The organism is Halalkalibacillus halophilus DSM 18494, from assembly GCF_000423105.1.
Lineage (GTDB): Bacteria > Bacillota > Bacilli > Bacillales > Alkalibacillaceae > Halalkalibacillus > Halalkalibacillus halophilus.
This window is the reverse complement of sequence record NZ_KE383978.1, coordinates 476,677-498,061: the sequence shown is the minus strand read 5'-3', so window position 1 is coordinate 498,061 and position 21,385 is coordinate 476,677. Positions and strand designations below refer to the sequence as shown.

Genomic DNA, 21,385 nt, shown 5'->3' with positions numbered 1-21,385 from the left:
CCTACCTTCCAACGATCCCCATTTGGTTTATGATACGATCTAACATTTCATCTACTACGGTCATATTCCTTGCTGCTGCATTATACGCGTGCTGGAATTTAATCATATTCGACATCTCTTCATCGAGCGATACGCCGCTAATTGACTCTCGGTTTTGATTCACCGAATGTCTCAAATCAGAAGTGTTTTTCGCCATACGGTTCGCTTCTTCCGCGACCACTCCAAGTCCGCCGATTACACCTTCATAAAATTTCTGAATCGATTGGTCCCCGATTGTATTGTCTTGGTTTCTTACCTCAGCTAGTGCAAGTCCATTTTGTCCATTACCTGGTGCATTGGGGTTGCTTGCTAATGCAATTAGATTTTCATTATTTAATATATTCTCTGAAACGGAAATGTTAGCTGCTGCGTTTTCTTCCCCAATGTCTGTGAAGAAGTTGCCACCTTCATTCCCTTCTAAATCATATCCTTCTTGGTGCTGGTCGTTAAATTCTTGCGTAAAGGCATAGGCTAGAGAATCTAAATCATTTAACATGCCTACATATTCGCCTTCCGCTTCTCCGTCACCATTTATGTAACCATTTGATTGCATCGTGCCAAGCAATGATCCTGGAGAATTAAAATCGGCGGCTGATATCGTATTTGCTGCCGCCACATCCCCTGTTTCTGGATCCATTTCGCCTACACTAATTCCTGAAACAAGCGCAGGATTGGCGTCATCAAATTGGAATTCCAGCCCTTGTATGTCGTTATCGGCGTTAACAAGTTGGGCATTATCAATAGGTTGTCCATTATCATTCGCAAGGTCAATCACTATTTTTCCTTCTGCATTGGCTTTTGCATTACCACCACTTGCTTCATAATCCACACTAATATTCACAAATTGAGATAATTCATCTACTAATACATCTCGTTGATCATATAAATCATTCGGTAAATAACCATTTGGTTCGATACGGCCGATTTGATCGTTAAGATCTTGGATTTGAGTGAGTAAAGTATTAACTTGATCAGCGTTCGTTTCCATCTGATTTTTCAGTTCACCTTGAACGTCAGTTAGTTTCTCGTTTAAGTGGCCAAACGTCTCAGTTACTGCTGTCGCTCGTTGTTGCATGACACGACGCGCCCCACCATCTTCTGGATTTGTTGCTACGTCTTGTACCGATTCCCAGAATTGATCCATTGCGCGGCCAAGTCCTGAATCACTCGGCTCATTCATGATATCTTCCATCCGACTAAGTGCGTCTGCTTTCGAATCCCAGTATCCCGCTTTATTATTTTCCGCACGGTACTGAAAATCTAAGAATGAATCACGTACGCGTTGAATTTCACCAGCCTTAACTCCAGTCCCCATTTGTCCAGCCATTTCTGGGCGGTTTCTTGCAGGCGATGGAAATGGGCTAGTTTGTTCAAAATTCACTCGCTGTCTGGAATACCCTTCCGTATTTGCATTTGATATATTATGACCTGTTGTATGTAACGCCGATTGTTGTGTAAACAATGCTCGGCGTGCTACTTCTAATCCATGAAATGTAGACGTCATCTATGTTTCCCCCTGAAAAGCCTTACGCTTTCGAATCAAACACCGAAGTGCTTGATGATTGTTGTTCTTTTCGTTTTGGCTTTTGGTAGTTTAAATCTTTCTGGTGGTTTGGTTGCATTAGATCAAGTGATAATTCCACCATTTGTAATGATTGCTCGATTAAATCTCTATTCAACTTCTCTTGTGATTTCAAATCAGCAAGTGTATAGATTAAGCTATCATATAGCTTTTCTAATTGGGCGTTTTGTTCCTTATCCTCAACCAGTTCAATCACTCGAGAAATAGTCTTATCTTCTGCCTTTGGAGCATGATCTTCAAACCAAGCTTCCGTCGCCTCAATTCGCTTGATTTCCACTTGCTCAATCGCTTGAATATGCTTTCTCTCTTTCATCAAGATCTCATTAAACGCATCGATATCATTTTCTTTTAACCGCTCTGTCTTCTCTTTGGACAGGTTTAATAAGCTGATGTTCAATTGATGAAGCTTATCAAGCCTTGCAATAATTTTTTCGGTAGACAATGAATGTCCTCCTCTTAGCCGCGACGGTTAGACCAAAAGTCTACCATCTTTTCAGCTGTCTGTTTCAAGTCCATGTCATAATCACCATGTTGGACTTGTTGTTTCAAGGCACTTACCTTCTCTTGGCGTGCTTGTTCAATCCCATTTCCTTGCTGCATTTCTTTTGCTTTACTTGAAATTTCTATTTTGTCGGAAACTCCCGCTTGCTTCTGCACGTTTTGTTGGTTCTGCACTTGTTTTTGATACGGATTTAAATGCGCTCCATTTGTAGGATTAATTTTCATGGTTTTCACCCCTTTAAAAGAACCTATTCTAGTTATTATATCGGAACTTCTATTTAGAAGTTTAGTTTCTCCATTTATTTTCTTGGTCCACATTAAAATAAACTTTAGCTTTTCGTTCTTCTTCCTGTTTTTCAGCAAAAGTTCTATCCTTTTCTGGGGCTTCACTAAGATCTTTTTGAAGCGATGTGGCACATGTGGAACACAGCTTCCCCTCATAAATCTGCTCGCCACAACGTTCGCAATCATATGTCAAATTCGGAAATGACGCCGCATGCAACCTTTTTTCTCGTAGCCACTTTTGAATCAATGGTTTATCCACTCCAGTAGCTTCTGACACTTCCCCCATTGTGGAGGCTCTATTTTTCTTGCGGCGAACGAATTCGTAAACGGATTCAAATTGTTCTTCTTCTTTTTGATAACACTCGCGGCAAATCGGTTGCGTACTCTTCACAAACAATTGGCCACAACTTGGACAATTCGCTAAATCACCCATTGTATTCCTCCTCGTCCTTCTATTCTTATATTATATCGGCTACAAGGATAGAAAACAAAGAGCAGTAATAAAATTAACTTCGAATAAGGGTAAAAGAATACACAGATTTTGCTCCAGATTTTTTTAACACGATAGCAGCTTGCCTTATTGTTGTGCCAGTTGTATATAAGTCATCAATCAACAAAATATTTTCTGGCACTGTTGCCGAAGTGTAGAAAGTTTGATTAGAATGGATCCGTTCGAACTTTGACCGTTTGGATTGTTTTTCTTCATGGAAGGATTCTTTTCGGTAAAGAAGGTTTGTTAGAGGAGTTTTTTCTAAATGAAGTGCAAGTGCTTCCGCTTGATTGAAGCCTCTTTCTTTCTGTCTGGAGTCGCTTAGCGGAATGGGGACGATGTTTAATTTAAGCTTTTTAAAGTGATGCTCGTAAGATTGTTGCATTTGATTTTGAAAAGCGTAGGAAACTTCATAATCCCCTCTGTATTTGAACTTGGCAATTATTTCTCTCATAAAATCATTGTATTGATAAAGAGAGATGTTTTTCACTAAAGGATCTTCTTCAAATAGGTTTTTCCACTGTACACAATCCCGACAAATCAGCTTTGAACGTGGAATTTCCTTGGCACATTTGGAACAATGATGAAAGGAAACTTTTTCTAATTGGTCCTCACAATAAGAACAAATTGTTTTGTGTGTGAATGTTAGGAAGGTTCCCCATGTAGTTGGTTCTTCGACCTTTTCAAGACAGCAATAGCAGATCATTCTAGCCACACCTTCGCTTCTTTATTTTTATTTTCCGTATAAGAAAGCGCACCAACCATCGCTTCTGTTTTTTGCTCATAGAAAAAGGAAACATTCCCATGGGGATCGTCCGCACTCCTTCCTGCCCGCCCTGCAATCTGGATTAAAGCCGCTTCATCAAATACATGATGATCCGCTTGTAATACTGCAACGTCTATAGAAGGGAAGGTGACACCCCGCTCAAGAATCGTCGTCGTTATTAACGCTCGAATTCTATTTCCTCGAAACCGTTCAATGAAATAGTCTCGATCAGGACTGGCTGCATGCACATGAGGCATTCCTTTTAACAATTTTGATAAATTTTCTGCAAGCTGGATCGTAGGCACAAATATTAAATACCTCCTTTGAAGCTGGTGACGATCTCGAATCCATTGTTTAAATTTTTCAGGAAGTTTGTTTGCAGTGAGTTTTTTCTCTAATTGGAAAACACTTTGAAAGATTGGTTCAGGAAGTGGGTATCCGTGGTATCTCATTGGAATGGAAACAACCGGTAGTTTCTTTAGAGCGATCTTCACTTTCATATCTAACCTGGGGGTAGCCGTTAAATAAATCCTCGCATGTTTTGTTTTTACTGCTCGATTTACAGCTTTCGGAAGTGTCTTGTCACGATGAAAAGGAAAAGCATCCACCTCATCAACAATCATGACATCAAAGGACTGTTGATATCGGAGTAGCTGGTGTGTAGTTGCTAGCACGAGGTGAGCATTATGATCTTGATCCTGCGTTCCACCATATAAGGCTGCTATTTGGAGAAGTGGAAAGTCCCTCCGGAAACGTGGAGCTAACTCTTTTACTACATCCGCCCTTGGAGTAGCAAGACACACTCTTTTTCCATGTGAGATTGCTTCAGCAATTCCTTGGTAAAGCATTTCCGTTTTGCCCGCTCCACATACTGCATAAATAACCACTTGATTATTCAGTTTGATCGTATTCGTTATAGATTCAGAAGCCTTTTGTTGAAGTGAAGTAAGCTCCCCTTTCCAGTGAAGAGGATTTTTGATTTGATCGTTGGTAACAGACGGACCGGACCACTTATAGAGAGGTTCATTTGTGCTGACACGTCCCATCTGAATACAATTTTTACAGTAGATTATGAAGTTCTTTTTGGAGGGGATTTTTCCGAATAAATGTGATTGGCGGTTCATACAGCGGTTGCATGTTGTAAAAAGGAGTTTTTCTGTAATTCCTGGAGTAATAGTGAGGTATTGATGCTGCAGTAAATAATCTAGAATCCGTCTCGAGATTTTCAGTTCGTGATAAGTTAGAAGTTTACCCGAATACTTAAAGGCATATTGCTGGAGAAGTGGGGGTAATTGCATGGTTATTTTCCTTTCTGGATTGGAGGTGAATTGGGGGAGGAATTATCTTATCATTCGTTATTAATTCTATCAGCCGTTAGGTCTTTCCTATCGCCCTTCACGTTGCTCTATCAACCGTTAAGTCTTTCCTATCAACCTTCACGTTGCTCTATCAACCGTTAAGTCTTTTCTATCAACCTTCACGTTGCTCTATCAACCGTTAGCTCTTTCCTATCGCCCGTTAAACGCAAATAGCCATTAATTGAGTTACGATTTTAATAGGTTTGTTACTAAATATACAAATTAAGAGAGTCATGTTTGGGGGACTCTTTGAAAAAAACTCTAGGCAAGCGCCCCCTAATGATTATTCCTAAGCCAAACTATTTAACCTTATACCATCCAAGGCCAATTCCACCTTCACCTAAGTGAGTGCCGATTACGGGACCGAAATAACTGATGATGAAATCAACATTGTCGAATTTTTGTTCTAATTGTTGTTTCCATTCTTTTGCGATTTCTTCTCGCTCGGCATGGATGATTACGGCCTTCATTTGTTCGTTTCCTTCTGCTGCTTTTGCAAGTTGTTCTTCCATACGTTTATATGCTTTTTTACTTGTTCGTATTTTTTCGAATGGTACGATTTGTTTATCTTCAAAAAATAGTAAAGGCTTAACTTGCAAGAGGCTACCAACCATTGCTTGTGCTCCTGTTAAGCGACCACCGCGTTTTAAATGGCTTAAGTCATCAACCATGAAATAGGCATCTGTGTCTGCTTTCATCTCATTTAAGCGTTCCATGATTTGAGCGGGGTGTGCTCCGTTATTCGCCATTTCAGCAGCTTCTAAAACATAAAAGCCTTGCACCATACAACTAATTTCAGAATCGAATGTATACACTTCGAGGTTGTCCACCATATCCCCTGCGCTTACTGCGGCATGGTATGTGCCACTTATTCCACTGGATAGATGAATAGAAATAACTGCATCATAGTCAGCTGCAATCTTTTCATATTTCGTAGTAAAATCACCTACAGAAGGCTGACTTGTTTTTGGAAGATCAGCTTCTTCTCTTACTTTTTCATAAAATTCACTAGTTGTGATATCGTATATTTCTCTATAAGATTCATTTGAAAATGTAACACTAAGCGGCACCATAAAAATATTCTTTTTATCTAACTCTTGTTGAGGTATGTATGCCGTACTATCAGTCAATACTGCTGTTTTCATATCTCCTACCTCCCTATGACATATTTTACATGAAACACCTCTATAATGCACCGTAATTTTCCGTTAAAAATAAAATTCTATTACTAATGATAAAAAGAGTGCGGAATTGATCCGCACTCTTTCCTTTTAGTCTAATAAAAAGTATTTTAATTCTTCATAGGTTACTGGTTTACTAAAATAATAGCCTTGGAATATATTGCACCCAAACTCACGGATAATTTCCAGGTGTTCAGATGTTTCTACTCCTTCTGCTACGACGTTCATCTTTAAATCTTTTGCTAATTGGATTACCGTTTTACAAATTTGTCGATCAACTGCATTTACCGTTATATCATTTACAAAGGTTCGGTCTAATTTGATAGATTCTACTGGTAAATACTTCAAGTAATTCAAGGAAGAATAACTTACTCCAAAATCATCAATAGAAAAACGAATTCCTAACTCTTTCAATTCAGTCATTACCTTTGCGACGTCCTTTAAGTTTTTCATTAGTGCAGATTCGGTAATTTCAATTGAAAGTAATTCAGGTGGGAATCCAGTATCTGATAGTACTGATTTGATGCGTTCAATAAATTTAGGATGCATGATGTTTAGTGCGGATACATTTACAGACACCCTAAAGGTCTGATTCACTTGTTCCATCATTCGTTTTAGATCGATACAAGCTTTTCGAAACACCATATCATCAATATGATGAATAAGTTTTTGCTCTTCTGCATCGGATATAAAACTACTTGGTTGTTTGATACCATCTTCCGGGTGCAGCCATCTTGCAAGAACTTCGACTCCGTACATTTCTTCTTCATCTTTACTAATAATTGGCTGATAATATGGAATGAACTGTCCTCGGTTTAACGCAATGCGAATTAAATTATCTACGGTATCTTCACGACTCTCCTCTTTTTCTTCCACATTTTTAGGTGTTTTTCGCTGAAGGGGAATCTTTACCGTGTTAAATTCAGTGGCAATATAATTATTTACCATTAAAGACAATAGTTCATGATAAGCTTCTACCCACATTACTTCTTCTTCCGTTGGCTCTTCTTGCTGTTCAGAAAAAACCGTAAAAGAGGCAACTACTTTATCACGATTTGGTGATAAAACAGGTATGGACCAGGAAGATTGTAAGCCTTGTTCACTAACTATCTCTTCATACCCTTGCCAACGCTCATCTTGAAGGATATTGGAACTGACCACCAATTCTCTTCGTATAACAGAAGGGCCAAACGAACCCATCTGGTGGTGAACAGGCTGAAAGTTTAGATTGTCAAAACGACTTTCTTCCATGGAATAGCTCAAGCAATCAATAAACTTATTTTCATCTTCATCTAAGATTAAAAGTGCACACGAAGCTTTGCCTAACTTTTTCTCAAAAAATTGAATGGTGTGCATTAAAACCTCTCTCAAGGACTTACCAGCCTGTAATGGGTAAGTGATTTCTTGGTAGCCTTCCGCAAATTCTTTAGGTGGTAGACGATATCGTGCATCTACGTTGTTTTCTTTCATTGCATGGCCCTCCCTACATTCGATTATGAATGATCCGTTCAAAATATCTAAATATTCCATCTATTTTCACATTGATATGTCTATTCTAACAAAATTTGTCGAAAAAACTAGATAAATTTGAAAAGAAAAGCTACCTTCATCACAAAAGGTAGCCTCGAGAGGTGAATGGATTATTAATGGAATGTAAGCTGGAGTAATTAATAGCATGATTTAATGTGTTAGATAGCGATAACACCAAACTAATCAAGGGAACCTAAGTCATTCTTATCTTTCTTGCCCATGATCTCTACATCAAAACTTGCTGTATGATCTTGAGCAATACTTCCACCGTAAAGGCTGAATGATACAAAAAGGACAGCTACAACCATTAATAATTTTTTCATTTGCCTGCTCCTTTCACCTTGTTATATACATCATAGCATGGATTAAAAACGCGTAAGATGTTGATGTAGAAGGATTTGAGCAGAATTATAGGTATTTAAGTTGCATTTTCTTTGATTTTCTCTGAAAATATAAACATAGGAATACTTTGAGATAAATTTTGTAAAAAAAGTGAGTGTGTTAACATGGAGAGAATTCAGGAGATTATTGGAACTAGGATTGTAGATCTTCGTAAACACTATAAATTAACACAAAAAGAGCTATGTGAAGGCATTTGTACGCAGGCTTATATTAGTAAAATTGAAAGTGGCTCTTCCATGATCGCAGCGGATATATTATTTCAAATCGCTGATCGACTAGAAGTAAATGTCAGTTATTTTTATGATGGAATCGAAAGTGACCGGACAGATTATTTGCAAGAGGTAGAACATCAGGCGAGAAAACTTGTATATAACAAGGACTACGTTCAATTAAGGAGTTTGTTGAAACGGGAAGAAAATTCACCGTTGAGAGAAAATCCTCGATTTGAACAATTTTATCTATGGCATTCCGCATTATGTAAAAGATATATAGAAGAGAATTACTCTGAAGCCTTAAATTTGTTAGAACAAGCTTTAAGAATTCGTAAAATCAAACGCAACTTTCTCTCGAAGCGCGAAATTAAAATTTTAACTAACAAAGCAAATATATTTATCGACCGTGATAATTTTTCAGAAGCTTTGAAGTTATATCACGAAGCTCTGAGATATTTACAGCTCCTTCCTGAACATGGAGATTACGAAATGGAGATTAACTTAAATTACAATATCGCAAGACTTTATCTCTTACAAAAAGACTTCAGCCATGCAATAGAATATGCAAACGAAGGTATGGCAGTATGTAAAGAACAAGATTCTATGTATGGATTAGGCTATCTTTTATTTATTATCGGCAGAGTGAACGAAGAAATGAATAATGCTCCAGCTGCCATTAAGTATTTAACTCAAGCAAAAACGATATTTAATTTATCAAAAAATGACCACTTAGTAGATCAAGTACAAGAGAAATTAGACGATTTTGATAGCCATTCATCTAATGAAGATAACTAAAAAGTGGCCCCAGTCTGTTCAACTGGAGCTTCCACCTATATTTAGTTTACTTCTACCCAACCATTTTTAATTGCGGTTACGACAGCCTGTGTTCGGTCATTTACATTCATTTTTTGCAAAATGTTTGAAACATGGTTTTTAACCGTTTTTTCACTAATAAATAGATCCTCTGAAATGCCTCTATTACTTCTTCCGTCTGTCATTAATTGTAGTACTTCACATTCTCTACGTGTTAGTAAATGTAACGGTTTCCGGTATTCCACATACGTAAAGCCTGCAGAAGAACCACCATTTCCTTCATTCGCAACACGACGATAATCTTTAACTAAATTATGAGTAACTTTCGGGTGTACATAAGACCCACCACTACTTACGATCTTAATAGCTTCCACTAACTCATCCGTATCCATTTCTTTTAACATATATCCAAGTGCACCTGATTTAAGGGCATGTGTTACGTATGCTTCATCATCATGAATAGAGAGTATGATTACACGAAGGTCTTCATATCGATCAATCAAACGCTTCGTTGCTTCTACCCCATTCACATCTGGCATATTAATATCCATGATTACAATATCAGGTCTATGCTCGTCTATTATTGATAAAGCCTCGGAGCCATCGCTACCTTCTGCAACTACTTGAAAATCTTCTTCGAATTCTAAAATACGCTTTATACCTTCACGAAATAATTTATGGTCGTCAACTAATACTATACTCGTAGCCATGTTTTTTCCTCCTTAAGAAACATTCATCTATATTCTTTGTCATTTTTTTAAAATTGAAAACAAATTCATTATACAATAAGACCATCTAAATACCTATTACAAACGTATTTCATTTGTATTTCATCAAAAAACAGCAGGCATAGATATAATCACTTTCGTCCCTTTATTTGGCTCAGAACTGATTTTAAAGTCGCCATTAAGCATTTCTACACGCTCACGCATTCCCATAAGTCCAAAGGAACCATCTTTCTTCACATCCGGATCGAATCCTTTTCCATTATCAACTATATGAACATTCAATTTACTTTGAGTTTGCTCTAACCTCACCGAAATCAAACTTCCTCCGGCATGCTTTAATGCATTTTGTACCCCTTCTTGCACTAAGCGAAACACAGCAGCTTCGAATTTTTGGCTGTAACGATATTCTTTTCCTTTTGATTGAAATTCTATTTTAATGGAATGGTATTCTTCCATTGTTGATAAATATTTACGTAATGTCGGGACTAAACCTAAATCATCCAGTGCCATTGGGCGTAAGTCGTATATAATTCTGCGTACCTCATAGAGAGAGCTTCGAACCATTTCTTTTACTTCTTTCATTTCGCGCATGGCTTCATCAACACCACGTTCACGTATGGTTTTCTTCACAATGTCTGAGCGAATGAGTACATTTGCTAACATTTGAGCCGGCCCATCATGAATTTCACGAGATAACTTCCTGCGTTCTTCTTCCTGGGCGTCAATAATTTGTAACCCAAAGTCGTATTTATCTTGTGCAGTAGTAATTGTTTCATTAACAGACTGAAAATCTTGCGTTAAATACGTTAAGACTACAGTAATCTTACTCATTACATTTTCGGTTCGTTCGATGCTTCCATCTAACGATTTAATCCTCGCTTCCAGTTCATCACGCCTTTTAATTAATCCTGTTTCTTGTTGGCGTTGAACTAATAGCTTCGTTTGTAATTCATGGGCATCATTATAGACTTTTCGCACTTCTTCTTCTGAAAATTCATCGAAATGACGACTGACCTCAGTTAAGCGTTGTCTAGAAAGTTTTAATTTTCGTTCTAGTTGATCATTTTCATCAATCATAACTTGCACTTTGCGCTTTATTTCTACAACTTCATTCGCCAGAGCCTCTTGTTGCTTTCTGGAATCTTCCCCAAGCTCAAAGATCTCTTGTTTGCTGTTCGAGACGACATTGACCATTTCTTCAATTATTTCATCTAAAGCACGATTATTGTCCTGGTTTTTACTCATATTATGATCCTCCATTACATCAAACGTTTCGAAACTAAGACTTTATTCATGGGGGTTTTCTATTATATAGTATCATGATTCCTTTTGAAAAGCAGATATAAACCTATTTAAAAATTGATATCACTTAAACTTTTTTATATACTTATATTTTAGGAGGAATTTGCCGAATGCTAGAACATTACCTAACTGTGAAAGAAGAAGGGTTTCATGAAATTCATATTCAAAAATCGAGATTCATTGGCTATGTGAAACGAACGGAAACGGAAGAAGAAGCACAAGCTTTCATACAAAGAATTAAAAAAGAACATAACCAAGCGAACCACAATTGCTCTGCTTATATGATCGGGGAACAAAACCTTATCCAAAAGGCAAATGATGACGGCGAACCAAGTGGAACGGCTGGTGTACCGATGCTTGAAGTTTTAAAACAAATGGACTTGAAAGATACAACCGTTGTCGTTACTAGATACTTTGGGGGAATAAAGTTAGGCAAAGGCGGATTAATTCGTGCTTATTCTACTTCTGTTTCAGAGGCACTTAGACAGATCGGCATTGTGGAATGTTCATTGATGCAAGAGATACATATCCATGTAACGTATGATTTAATAGGAAAACTTGAGAATGAATTACGTGGAAATGAACATTTAATCGACGATATCATTTATGCTGAGAATGTCACCTTCCATGTTTTAGTCCCTTTTTCCAATACGGAAGCTTTCCAATCTTGGGTAATGGATTTGACAAGTGGCAAAGCGGGTATAGAATGTAAAGATAATAAATATGTTGAAAAAGAGAGAGCAGACATTTAAAGGAGAAAAAGCATGTCTTTAAAATATAAAATATTGATAGGTGTTTTAGTTTTACTTATTTTCACCTTTGTTGGGTTAGGAGTATATGCTACCAACGTTTACAAAGAGGCCGATCAAGCTGTGACAGAGTCGTTCGAAGATTTAGAGCGAGGGAATGTTTCAGAGAAGCGAGATCAGGAAGTTGACCCTGAAGTTGATAATATCTCTGTATTATTCGTTGGTATTGATGATGCAACCTCTAGGACTGATGAAGCTAATCTAGCAGATGCACTCATTCTTGCAACTTTCAATAAGGACGACAATTCCATAAATATGGTAAGCATTCCACGTGACTCTTATGTTGACGTACCTTACCAACTTGAAAAAGATAAAATAAACCATACACACGCATATGATGGTCTCGATGGAACAGTGACTGCTGTTGAAGATTTACTAGATATACCAGTAGATTACTATGTTCGACTAGACTTCCAGGCTTTCGTCGAAGTAGTTGATGCAATCGATGGTATTCCTTTTGATGTCCCTTACGATCTAGAGGAAAGTAATAGTAATGATGAAAAAGGGGAAATCGTCTTAAGACAAGGAAAGCAAATTTTAAATGGGGAAGAAGCTTTAGCGATTGCAAGAACACGCAAAAATGATAATGATTTAAAACGCGGGGAAAGACAAATGGAAGTAGTGGAGACTATTCTGGATGAGACACTATCTTTCTCCTCTATCACCAAATATAATTCGATCATACAATCTGTTGGGTCGAACATGAATACAAACTTAGCTTTTAATCAATTAGTAGATATGCATAAATACGTTACTTCTAAAGACGGACTCAACATTGAACAGCACCAATTAAATGGTAGTGACTATATGAATAATGGTGTATATTATTACCAACTTGATGAAAACAGTGTAGTAGATATCAGTGATAAGCTTAAAACCCACTTAAATATTTCAAGTCAAATAGCTAATAAAGAAAAACCTGATGATCAGAGTTAATAAGATGCACAAAATAAAGCAGAATGTAGTAGATCCTACATTCTGCTTTGTTTTTTATTATTGATGCATGGTCTGTCACGAAATAGACAAAGTATAATTTTGACCAAAAAAAGACCACTCGCATAAACGAGTGGCAAAGAAAATAAGATAGCGTCAAATCAACCTTTATGATCGAGGTCCTCTTTATTTTAATATAGTTGTATAGCGTTTACAATAGGTTTGAGGTTGAAAAATTATCGATTAAATATCATTAAAATTTGGATTTTTTGCGAGTATTTTCGCAACTTTTTATAATTATTATAAATAAGAGGGGTATTTAGGAAATATATGGTGCTTTATAGGAAAGGTGTCGAGCCATGAATACTGCTTTATGCCGGCATACAAAACGGTTCACCTGTATATTGCATTCTTTTGCCGGCATAATAGAACCTTCACCCGCAAATCCATTTTCCCGCCCGCAAAAGCTTGCCGTTCACCCGAAAAGACAACTCTTATGCCGGCAATATATTTTCACACTTAAGATATACCACTATAAATTCTAGGGTATCATTAAAACTTCACTCAAGAAAGATAGGTCATTATCCAGAACAACCACATCATATCCAGCATTCTTCTCGTTTATCCACGAGATAAAAAAATTATATCCTAAAATCTTTTGTGGCCAATAGTAACTTATATAAAAAAGCTCAGGATCACATTTAGAGTGACCCTGAGCTTTTTGCTACTTATCGTCGCCTTCTTTTTTCAAATGAAACTTTTCTTTACCTAGAATCAAGTATGCTAACTCATCTCGTGTATATTTTCCTAATTCTTTACGTCTAATGATATAGAATATGAAACCTAGTACAACCCAAATAATTAAGGCTACAAGGGATTCTATACCAAGTACTGCAGGAGATCCTGGAATAAGAAGTAAAGCTAAGAATCCTAAGGAAGATACCATACCGAGCCCTGCAACTACTTTCTTCCATGCAGATGCAACATGAATATTCGGATCAAAGCTTGAATCATTTTCATTCCACTTCAGTAAGTTAAATGCTGTATAGGTGGTGTAGAAATATGCAATGGATACACCAACAGAAGACATATCTACCACCCAACCAAGTACGTTTCTTCCGAAGAATGGTGCAATGATTGCAACAACTGCCGCGAATAGAATCGCTAAGTAAGGCGTGTTGTGCTTAGAGTGTAATTTTGCAAATGCACTAGGAAGAACTTTTCCTCGGCCCATTGCAAATAACACACGGCTTGCTGAAATCAAGAAACCATTTAAACCAGTGAAGATCCCCATCGTTAAAGCTGTAGCAAGTATGATTAATCCACCTGTACCTATAACTTCTTCAACGACTGTACCAGTTCCCCACAAGTAGTTTGCTCCTGAAATCTCTTGCCAAGGTGCTGCTACACCTGTTGCAACAATCATTAAGGAATAAATACCAGCTGCGCAGAAAATCGCAAGCATGATTAATGTCAGTGCTTTTTTAGATGAAAACTTAAACTCTTCAGCTGCCTGAGGAACGTTGTCAAAACCAACATATGCGAATGGCGCAATAGCTACCATCGTCATGATTGCTGCCATAGCCCCAACTTCTGGAGCAAATGCTGGACTTAAGTTGCTAAACGAAGTATCTGGACTTGAAGTCATTAATACTGTAACTGTTATAACACCAAGTAATAAGATCGAAACAAAAATAAACTGTAAACGACCAGATAAACCGGACCCTTTAATATTTAAGAATGCAAAAACAAATATTAATATTGTTGCAATTATTATTTCTGTTAAAAATACTTCCCAACCTGCGACTTCATATATTTTCACTTGTTCAATAAAGCTTGGGAATATGAACTTCAACATTAAGGAAAAGGCTGTTGCATTCAACGCTACGATACATATGTAACCAAGCGTCAAGAACCACCCACTAATATAGGCGTGTATTCGACTTAATCCAATAAATGCATAGGCGAATTCTCCACCAGAGACGGGATAATTTTTAATTAATACACCGTAACTAATCGCGATTACTGCCATAAGGAATGCACCAATGGTTAAACCAAGAATTACTCCAAGTGGTCCTGCTTGTCCCATCCATGTAGCTGGCATAACAAATGATGCCCAACCAATGGAAGAACCTAGTGCAATCGCCCAAACCCAATGTGGTTTAAGGGTTTTACTTAATTTCTGTCTTTCTAATGACTTTCCGGGGTCACTCAATGTGAAAACTCCTTTAAAAAATTTTATTGTAGTAATACAAATGTTTACCCCAATTTCAAAAAAATAGACAATATTTTTGCTATATTAAGATATTTCGGATAACAAAGTATTACCTGTAACATTGTATCAGTTTTATCTTATTTTAAAAAATAAAGAATGCGGCCCTTATAGCGAGAAATCAGGAAAAAAAGGCATTATAAACAGTATTTTTGTGTAAATTATACGAATTATACGTATATACAGACTGCTACGTGGTAAGAATGGAAATAAAAAATGGAGGACTACACTTGAAGAAATTTTGCATCTTGTTACTTTCCATTGGATTAATCACCGCTTGCTATTATTACATACCAACTGATTTAGATTATGAAATGTATGAAGAAGAAGCAATAGTAACACAGCTCCCTTCTTCTAAACTTCCAGATAGAACTCCGAAAATGACCGTTTCTAAAGAGAACTTCGGCTCAAGTGAAACACAAAGTCATTCGGTGGAACATACAAATGGCTCCCCACAATTTCTTCCCAGTGAGGAAGACGAGCGCGCTGTCGAAAAGGTCAATGAAAGCTTTGTGTTTTTAGAGGAAGAGATTTTACGTGACTTAGAATTAATTAAGTCAAACTTTCAAGAAGAGTATGAGCCTGACATGAATATCTTATCCCAAGGGGCTTTATGGATGAAGTATGAGCGAGAATTTAAGGAATTAGAAGAAAACGCAGACGAAAAATTTAATCAAGTAATTTTAAACGATCTCACTAAAATTGAAGATCCCTATTTAAAAGAAAAACAGAAAGAAAAGATGAATCAACTATTTCAGGAAAAGAAAAAAGAGATCGAAAACTTAATTACAGAACAAGTAAATACATGGTTAGATGATGAAGAAGTTTGAAAATTCTATATTATATGACAAGATTATCACCTTTTATAGATCCTCCCCTCTATTTATGTAGATATTTTTGGACGAAAAGGGGCTTATCTAATCCCAAGTAAACCATTACAATAAAGATAATAAAACTTTCGGTGTAGAAAAAGGCTAAGTTTCTGAAAAGGAGCGGCGCAAAGTTATTGGTCTAAGGGGAAACCTATGATTGCAATACTGCCTCATCATGGGGAGGATTTAATGATTGTAATGGAAATTAAAAACCAAGAAAAGAAAGAATCATTAGACCGAGAGTGGATTAAATTAATGCAGTTTGCAAAATCATTAGGATTAACAAAAGAAGAAGTGAGAAGGTTTATTGAGAAATAAAAAACAAGAAGCGAGCAGTACTCGCTTCTTGTTTTACTGTTTGCTAGTAAGTGCAATAAATTGATCTCGGTCCCCATTTTTAAGTGCCAAGTCAATTAACCGATCATAGTTCACTTGCTCAAGTTCTGTCATTACTAAGTCCAACTCCACTTTAGTAACATTGCTCTTTTCCTCACCGAAAAACTCATCTGTAATCTCGTTTAATTGCTCTTCAAAAGAGTTAAACTTCATTAGTTCTTTTAAAGGAACTTTTATATAGCTAACTCCTTTTTGAAAAACAAACAAATCATGTTGATTCACAATTTGTCTATTTGTGCGATCCAGAATTATCTCCCTCGATTCAAGGGGAATAAAGTGATACACCTTATCTTCCATGATAATAGAAAAGTATTGAAAGGCTAAAATCACACGAACAAATCGATCATCTTTCTTCACGTAATATGGCTTTAACATCTTAACGGACCGCATCGACACCACCTCATTCATAGTTTGAATTTTCTGTTATTAACATTATGCAACATGTTACATGAAAATGAAAGTGAAAAAGACTGGAAATTTAAAATAGTTTTGACTTATAATATAGCTACTTTTCAGATATAATGATAACGAATACGAACGTTGGAAGATTAATCCTCTCTATTGACTAAAATAGCTGTAGCTGAAAGAAGGTGGACGTATGCCGAATGGGAAATGGTTTCGAATTGGATATGGACTTATTATTGTCTTGTTAATAATCTTTTTATCTACGAAAGTTCAATTTATTTTCGAACCGATCTTTGTACTATTTCAAACTTTATTTATCCCAATTATTTTCGCAGGAATTCTATACTACTTAACACGCCCATTAGTGGATTTCGCATCGAAAAAAATGCCTCGTCCACTCGCAGTGTTACTCGTATTTTTAACTGGAATTGGAATTATAACTGGATTAATTATGTTGATTGCGCCAGAGCTTCAAAAACAGTTCGAAAATCTAGTCAATAACATGCCAGAATTAGTAGACGACGCAAATCAAATGATCCTGAACATCCAGAACAGTGATTGGTTCTCCCGCTTCTCTCCAGAGGAAGATGCGATTACCGACTGGTTTGAAAACTTAGAGTCTCGACTAACAGAGATTATTTCAACCATTGCTTCACAAATCACTACCTATCTAGGAATTATTGCAAATATCCTTATTGCCATTATCGTTGTACCTTTTATCCTTTTCTACTTATTAAAAGATGGAGAGCGTTTACCACGCAGGGTGCTAGGATTCTTCCCTACTCGCTATCGTGATGAAGTAGATGAAATTTTAGAAGATATGGATGATGCCTTAAGCTCTTATATTCAAGGTCAAATCATTGTAAGCGTATGTGTAGGTGTTTTAGTTTATATTGGCTTCTTGATTATCGACTTACGATTTGCTTTAATCCTTGCATTCGTTGCACTATTTACCAACTTCATTCCGTTTATCGGACCATGGATTGGAACATTCCCAGCTGTAATCGTTGGGTTACTAGAATCTCCATTCCAAGCATTGCTTGTTGTGATTATTGTCATTGTCGTACAACAACTAGAAAGTAACTTAATTTCCCCTCAAGTAATGGGTAAAAAATTACAGATTCATCCAATTACGATTATATTCCTGCTACTATTTGCAGCACAGTTTGGTGGCATACTCGCCATGATTGTCGCTGTACCAACATTTGCCGTGTCAAAAGTGTTGGTAAGCCATATGTACAGAATCTATAAGCTTCGGAACAAAGATTCCTATCAATAATATAAAAAGCGATTGGGTAGCTGTAATAGCTCCCAATCGCTTTTTTTAATTCAATTGCTTTTTCCCTGAAATAAAAGTCTCAACTACTTGGATATTTTTAAGTTCAATTGGATCAATTTCAAATGGATGATCACTTAGGACAGCAAAATCTGCTGCTTTTCCTATTTTAATAGATCCATTCTCATCTTCTGTGTTATTAAGTTTCGCACCGTAAATAGTCATTGTTTTCAATGCTTCCTCCACTGAGATGCGCTCTTCTTCACCTAAAACATGTCCATCTTTTGTTCTTCGATTCACCGCTGCCCATATGGAAAATAAAGGAGAAATTGGAGTGATTGGATTGTCTGAATGTAATGTGTACAACAAACCTTTATCTTTCACACTTTGTAATGGATCTAATTTTTGAGCCCTCTCAGGTCCTAAGAAGATATTTCTATGGCGATCTCCCCAATAATACACATGATTAATGAAAAGCGAAGTAGCAATATCATATGCCTGCATTCGGTTTAAGTCCTCTTCACGCGCAGTTTGTAGATGCTCCACCCGGTGCAAATGATGGTTACGTGGTACTTCGTCTAATGCTTTTGTTAAAGATGAAATGATGGATTCAATTGCTAAGTCACCATTTCCATGACATGCAATACGAAACCCGCGTTTATGTGCTTTCAAGAACATCTGATCAAGATCAACCTGTTCATGGATCAAGGCCCCATTATGTTCAGGATCTAAATGGTACCCTCCTCGAAGAGCACCAGTATACCCTTGAATCGACCCGTCTTGAAAGAACTTTGCACTATCAAATCTTCCTTGTCCTTTTGATTGATCAATTATATAAGCATTTACTTCCTCTGCGGTCATATCTTTAAAAGGAGCGTCATTTAATACCGCGTCCATGACCATATAGCGCATTTTTAATGTGAAACGCCCATCTGTCACCGCATTCATATGTTCTTTAAATTCTTGATAACCTCCATCAAGACCAACAGCAGCATCTGTATTTGTCGTTATCCCTTCACGAATGTAATCTTCTGCTGCTTCTACCATTAAATCATTCAATTCATTCTTCTCAATCGGTTTAAAATGCTTCATAACCATTTCTAAAATAGGTAACTCATAGAGCACCCCGTCTAATTTCCCATCAGCTGTTCGACCAAAGTGCCCTCCAGATGGGTCTTGCACAGAATCCTCTATTCCACATTGATCCAAAGCCTTTGAATTAACAACAGCTAGATGCCCAGATATATGACGAATAAAAACAGGGTGGTCAGGTGCAACAGTGTCAATTTCATCTCTAATAATATGACGCTGTTCTTCTAACATCGTGTCATCATATCCCCAACCAATAATCCATTCACCTGGTTCTGTTTCATCCGCTTGGGTACGAATAGTTGTCAATAATTCTTCCACATTTTGGTGCGGAGGATTTCCGCAATAAATTTGTTTTTTCATTTTAGCGTACATCAAAATATGGTTATGGGTATCAATAAATCCAGGAATTAATGTTTGGCCATTTAAGTCATAGTGTTGGTCAGCATTTTCCTTATTTATATCAAACGAACTTGTCCACACTTGTGCAATCTTTCCATCATTCACAGCTACTGCTTTTGCAATTTTTTGTTCATCTATCGTTAGAATGGTCCCATTATGAATAATTAAATCGTATTTCATGTCATTCTCCTACCTTTAATTTCTTGTATTAAAGTTCTCATAATATACAGCTTTTATATTCTCATTCTTAGAGTGATCCGTAACTAAACTAACCATCACAAGTAAAAATAAGGAAGTACCGAAACCTATTAACGTTTCATCAATTGGCGTGTTTAAATACGGCCAGGTGATTGTAACGATTGCAGAAACAATCATGGAAACAAGTACACCTTTAGTCGTAACACCTCTCCAGAACATAATGGCTAAGAACGGTAAAACTAAAGTAACCGCAGATAACCTTAATGCCCACTGGTACAACGTAATAATATCTGTAACCATAAACGCTAATATGAGGCCAAGCCCCGCAATAATAACCACACTAATTCGCGATACAAACATCATTTTCTTATTGTCTGCGTGAGGGTTAATTAATCTTGCATATAAATCCTGGGTCAAATTCGAACTACCTTGTAAAATAAACGAATCCGCACCTGTCATTAGGGCAGATAATAAGCCGACTAAAACAAGTCCACCAATCATCGGTGGTAGTAGCTCCACCGTGACATAAGAAAATATCAAGTCCGGATCAATATCAGCCGGGACATAACGACGTGCCATGACCCCAATTGCATACGGCAAAATAGATATTGCTGTACCAATAGCAATCGCTGTGATCCCTGCTTTTTTAGCTACTTCTTCTGATTTAGAAGCGAAAATTCGCTGCCATGTAGATTGCCAAATTAAATAGAACGGACCAACTGATAAAGCGAAGACGAGTACGGCAAATGCACCCTCTTGTCCAAATGGTGTTAAGTAATCAACCGGAGTGTTTTCAAGTACTTCTGAAAAACCTCCACTGTAATTTAAACTAGCGATAAATAAGACAACAATTCCAACTGTTAAAATAATCGATTGAATCGCGTCCGTTATAATTGTTGCAGGTAATCCACCTAATATCGTAAAGCCTAAAATTAATGCAAACGAAACCAACAAGCCAGTTGTAGGGGAAAAACCGAAAGCAATATTAAATACCGTCGACATACCAACAATCTGTAAGGCTAGTGTTGGAACCGAATAAATAAATGCAGATAACACAGAAGGAAAGACACCTAACTTGCCTCCAAACCTTTCACTAAATAGATCAGCTAAAGTATACAGTTTCTGCCTTCTAAGCTGTTTTGCAAAGAAAACGACTAAAATTAATGTAAACACATACGCTGGTAGCGCAAATTGAAAAAATCCTGTCATCCCGACAGTGAATCCCATACCCACCCAACCTATGAATACTGCTGCACCACAAAAAGTACTAATGATTGTACCAACAATCGGCCAGAAGCCCATATTCCACCCAGCAATTAAATAATCATCTGAATTTTTAACCTTAAAGAAATAATAAATTCCAATTCCAAATACAAAACTAAAATAAACAATAAAATACCCAATATACCAACTCATGCATGAATCCTCCTATAGTTAATGAACCCATTTTACGCTATTCCAGCCTTTATTTCGAATGATTAATGTAGAATATTCAGAAGAAATATCGATTTTTGTCGAACGAACTCCACTCTAATAGCTTTATA

21 protein-coding genes and 1 riboswitch are annotated in these 21,385 nt (G+C 37.0%); of the genes, 6 read left to right on the top strand and 15 right to left on the bottom strand.

The window, feature by feature from the left end:
- Position 1 precedes the first annotated feature (1 nt).
- The 9 genes from flgK to G532_RS16165 all read right to left on the bottom strand — a co-directional run bounded on the left by flgK (position 2) and on the right by G532_RS16165 (position 8,055).
- Positions 2-1,543 carry a flagellar hook-associated protein FlgK gene (flgK, locus tag G532_RS0114110; protein ID WP_027965376.1) on the bottom strand — a complete coding sequence of 514 codons (1,542 nt, stop codon included), beginning with the start codon at positions 1,541-1,543 and terminating at the stop codon, positions 2-4.
- A 22-nt stretch (positions 1,544-1,565) separates the two neighbouring features.
- Positions 1,566-2,063, bottom strand: a complete 498-nt coding sequence (locus G532_RS0114105) for a flagellar protein FlgN (RefSeq protein WP_027965375.1) — start codon at positions 2,061-2,063, stop codon at positions 1,566-1,568.
- Between the two features lie 14 nt (positions 2,064-2,077).
- Positions 2,078-2,347 carry a flagellar biosynthesis anti-sigma factor FlgM gene (gene flgM / locus G532_RS0114100; RefSeq protein ID WP_027965374.1) on the bottom strand — a complete coding sequence of 90 codons (270 nt, stop codon included), beginning with the start codon at positions 2,345-2,347 and terminating at the stop codon, positions 2,078-2,080.
- A gap of 61 nt (positions 2,348-2,408) precedes the next feature.
- A complete protein-coding gene (locus G532_RS0114095; RefSeq protein ID WP_027965373.1) occupies positions 2,409-2,840 on the bottom strand; it encodes a TIGR03826 family flagellar region protein in 432 nt (143 codons plus the stop codon).
- Between the two features lie 73 nt (positions 2,841-2,913).
- Positions 2,914-3,603, bottom strand: coding sequence for a ComF family protein (locus tag G532_RS0114090; RefSeq protein ID WP_027965372.1), 690 nt, complete (start codon positions 3,601-3,603; stop codon positions 2,914-2,916).
- Positions 3,600-4,709 carry an ATP-dependent helicase ComFA gene (locus G532_RS0114085; protein WP_027965371.1) on the bottom strand — a complete coding sequence of 370 codons (1,110 nt, stop codon included), beginning with the start codon at positions 4,707-4,709 and terminating at the stop codon, positions 3,600-3,602. Before G532_RS0114085 ends, G532_RS0114090 begins: the two co-directional genes overlap by 4 nt.
- A 611-nt stretch (positions 4,710-5,320) precedes the next feature.
- Entirely contained in the window at positions 5,321-6,166 is an 846-nt protein-coding gene (locus tag G532_RS0114080; protein ID WP_027965370.1) for a DegV family protein, read from the bottom strand.
- Positions 6,167-6,292: 126 nt separating this feature from the next.
- Positions 6,293-7,672, bottom strand: coding sequence for a sensor domain-containing phosphodiesterase (locus G532_RS15710; protein ID WP_051189195.1), 1,380 nt, complete (start codon positions 7,670-7,672; stop codon positions 6,293-6,295).
- Between the two features lie 239 nt (positions 7,673-7,911).
- On the bottom strand, positions 7,912-8,055 hold the full coding sequence (locus tag G532_RS16165) for a hypothetical protein (RefSeq protein WP_156882603.1): 144 nt from the start codon (positions 8,053-8,055) through the stop codon (positions 7,912-7,914).
- Between the two features lie 183 nt (positions 8,056-8,238).
- On the opposite strand from G532_RS16165, the gene G532_RS15490 reads away from it, so the two are divergent.
- A complete protein-coding gene (locus G532_RS15490) occupies positions 8,239-9,141 on the top strand; it encodes a tetratricopeptide repeat protein (protein ID WP_035513071.1) in 903 nt (300 codons plus the stop codon).
- A 41-nt stretch (positions 9,142-9,182) separates the two neighbouring features.
- On the opposite strand, the gene G532_RS0114060 is transcribed toward G532_RS15490, so the two are convergent.
- Together G532_RS0114060 and G532_RS0114055 are read right to left on the bottom strand one after the other, a co-directional pair.
- A complete protein-coding gene (locus tag G532_RS0114060) occupies positions 9,183-9,869 on the bottom strand; it encodes a response regulator (protein WP_027965369.1) in 687 nt (228 codons plus the stop codon).
- A gap of 123 nt (positions 9,870-9,992) precedes the next feature.
- Positions 9,993-11,132 carry a sensor histidine kinase gene (locus G532_RS0114055; RefSeq protein WP_027965368.1) on the bottom strand — a complete coding sequence of 380 codons (1,140 nt, stop codon included), beginning with the start codon at positions 11,130-11,132 and terminating at the stop codon, positions 9,993-9,995.
- A 167-nt stretch (positions 11,133-11,299) separates the two neighbouring features.
- Here G532_RS0114055 and G532_RS0114050 point away from each other — a divergent pair, with 167 nt between their 5' ends.
- Positions 11,300-11,941: a YigZ family protein gene (locus G532_RS0114050; protein WP_027965367.1), complete on the top strand. Its 642-nt coding sequence runs from the start codon at positions 11,300-11,302 to the stop codon at positions 11,939-11,941.
- Between the two features lie 12 nt (positions 11,942-11,953).
- A complete protein-coding gene (locus G532_RS0114045) occupies positions 11,954-12,934 on the top strand; it encodes an LCP family protein (RefSeq protein ID WP_027965366.1) in 981 nt (326 codons plus the stop codon).
- Between the two features lie 721 nt (positions 12,935-13,655).
- Here G532_RS0114045 and G532_RS0114040 read toward each other — a convergent pair.
- Positions 13,656-15,146: an APC family permease gene (locus tag G532_RS0114040; RefSeq protein WP_027965365.1), complete on the bottom strand. Its 1,491-nt coding sequence runs from the start codon at positions 15,144-15,146 to the stop codon at positions 13,656-13,658.
- 287 nt (positions 15,147-15,433) lie between these two features.
- Here G532_RS0114040 and G532_RS0114035 point away from each other — a divergent pair, with 287 nt between their 5' ends.
- Positions 15,434-16,033, top strand: coding sequence for a hypothetical protein (locus G532_RS0114035; RefSeq protein ID WP_027965364.1), 600 nt, complete (start codon positions 15,434-15,436; stop codon positions 16,031-16,033).
- Positions 16,034-16,165: 132 nt separating this feature from the next.
- A riboswitch (cyclic di-GMP riboswitch) is annotated at positions 16,166-16,248 on the top strand.
- Entirely contained in the window at positions 16,229-16,393 is a 165-nt protein-coding gene (locus tag G532_RS15935; protein WP_245570149.1) for an anti-repressor SinI family protein, read from the top strand. It overlaps the preceding riboswitch by 20 nt.
- Positions 16,394-16,426: 33 nt before the next feature.
- Here G532_RS15935 and G532_RS0114025 read toward each other — a convergent pair whose 3' ends face one another.
- Positions 16,427-16,861: a hypothetical protein gene (locus G532_RS0114025; protein ID WP_027965363.1), complete on the bottom strand. Its 435-nt coding sequence runs from the start codon at positions 16,859-16,861 to the stop codon at positions 16,427-16,429.
- Positions 16,862-17,069: 208 nt separating this feature from the next.
- On the opposite strand from G532_RS0114025, the gene G532_RS0114020 reads away from it, so the two are divergent.
- A complete protein-coding gene (locus G532_RS0114020; RefSeq protein ID WP_027965362.1) occupies positions 17,070-18,155 on the top strand; it encodes an AI-2E family transporter in 1,086 nt (361 codons plus the stop codon).
- Between the two features lie 45 nt (positions 18,156-18,200).
- On the opposite strand, the gene G532_RS0114015 is transcribed toward G532_RS0114020, so the two are convergent.
- Together G532_RS0114015 and G532_RS0114010 are read right to left on the bottom strand one after the other, a co-directional pair.
- Entirely contained in the window at positions 18,201-19,823 is a 1,623-nt protein-coding gene (locus G532_RS0114015; RefSeq protein ID WP_027965361.1) for an amidohydrolase, read from the bottom strand.
- A gap of 15 nt (positions 19,824-19,838) precedes the next feature.
- On the bottom strand, positions 19,839-21,257 hold the full coding sequence (locus tag G532_RS0114010) for a sodium:solute symporter family protein (protein ID WP_027965360.1): 1,419 nt from the start codon (positions 21,255-21,257) through the stop codon (positions 19,839-19,841).
- Between the last annotated feature and the right edge of the window lie 128 nt (positions 21,258-21,385).

What these genes read in the sequence shown, in the direction of transcription:
- G532_RS15935 (WP_245570149.1), top strand. Translation starts at nt 16,229, where the DNA reads ATGATTGCAATACTGCCTCATCATGGGGAGGATTTAATGATTGTAATG.
- G532_RS0114050 (WP_027965367.1), top strand. Translation starts at nt 11,300, where the DNA reads ATGCTAGAACATTACCTAACTGTGAAAGAAGAAGGGTTTCATGAAATT.
- G532_RS15490 (WP_035513071.1), top strand. Translation starts at nt 8,239, where the DNA reads ATGGAGAGAATTCAGGAGATTATTGGAACTAGGATTGTAGATCTTCGT.
- G532_RS0114060 (WP_027965369.1), bottom strand. Translation starts at nt 9,869, where the DNA reads ATGGCTACGAGTATAGTATTAGTTGACGACCATAAATTATTTCGTGAA.
- G532_RS0114095 (WP_027965373.1), bottom strand. Translation starts at nt 2,840, where the DNA reads ATGGGTGATTTAGCGAATTGTCCAAGTTGTGGCCAATTGTTTGTGAAG.
- G532_RS15710 (WP_051189195.1), bottom strand. Translation starts at nt 7,672, where the DNA reads ATGAAAGAAAACAACGTAGATGCACGATATCGTCTACCACCTAAAGAA.
- G532_RS16165 (WP_156882603.1), bottom strand. Translation starts at nt 8,055, where the DNA reads ATGAAAAAATTATTAATGGTTGTAGCTGTCCTTTTTGTATCATTCAGC.
- G532_RS0114015 (WP_027965361.1), bottom strand. Translation starts at nt 19,823, where the DNA reads ATGAAATACGATTTAATTATTCATAATGGGACCATTCTAACGATAGAT.
- flgM (WP_027965374.1), bottom strand. Translation starts at nt 2,347, where the DNA reads ATGAAAATTAATCCTACAAATGGAGCGCATTTAAATCCGTATCAAAAA.
- G532_RS0114055 (WP_027965368.1), bottom strand. Translation starts at nt 11,132, where the DNA reads ATGAGTAAAAACCAGGACAATAATCGTGCTTTAGATGAAATAATTGAA.
- G532_RS0114010 (WP_027965360.1), bottom strand. Translation starts at nt 21,257, where the DNA reads ATGAGTTGGTATATTGGGTATTTTATTGTTTATTTTAGTTTTGTATTT.
- G532_RS0114090 (WP_027965372.1), bottom strand. Translation starts at nt 3,603, where the DNA reads ATGATCTGCTATTGCTGTCTTGAAAAGGTCGAAGAACCAACTACATGG.
- G532_RS0114045 (WP_027965366.1), top strand. Translation starts at nt 11,954, where the DNA reads ATGTCTTTAAAATATAAAATATTGATAGGTGTTTTAGTTTTACTTATT.
- G532_RS0114025 (WP_027965363.1), bottom strand. Translation starts at nt 16,861, where the DNA reads ATGCGGTCCGTTAAGATGTTAAAGCCATATTACGTGAAGAAAGATGAT.
- G532_RS0114085 (WP_027965371.1), bottom strand. Translation starts at nt 4,709, where the DNA reads ATGGGACGTGTCAGCACAAATGAACCTCTCTATAAGTGGTCCGGTCCG.
- G532_RS0114020 (WP_027965362.1), top strand. Translation starts at nt 17,070, where the DNA reads ATGCCGAATGGGAAATGGTTTCGAATTGGATATGGACTTATTATTGTC.
- flgK (WP_027965376.1), bottom strand. Translation starts at nt 1,543, where the DNA reads ATGACGTCTACATTTCATGGATTAGAAGTAGCACGCCGAGCATTGTTT.
- G532_RS0114080 (WP_027965370.1), bottom strand. Translation starts at nt 6,166, where the DNA reads ATGAAAACAGCAGTATTGACTGATAGTACGGCATACATACCTCAACAA.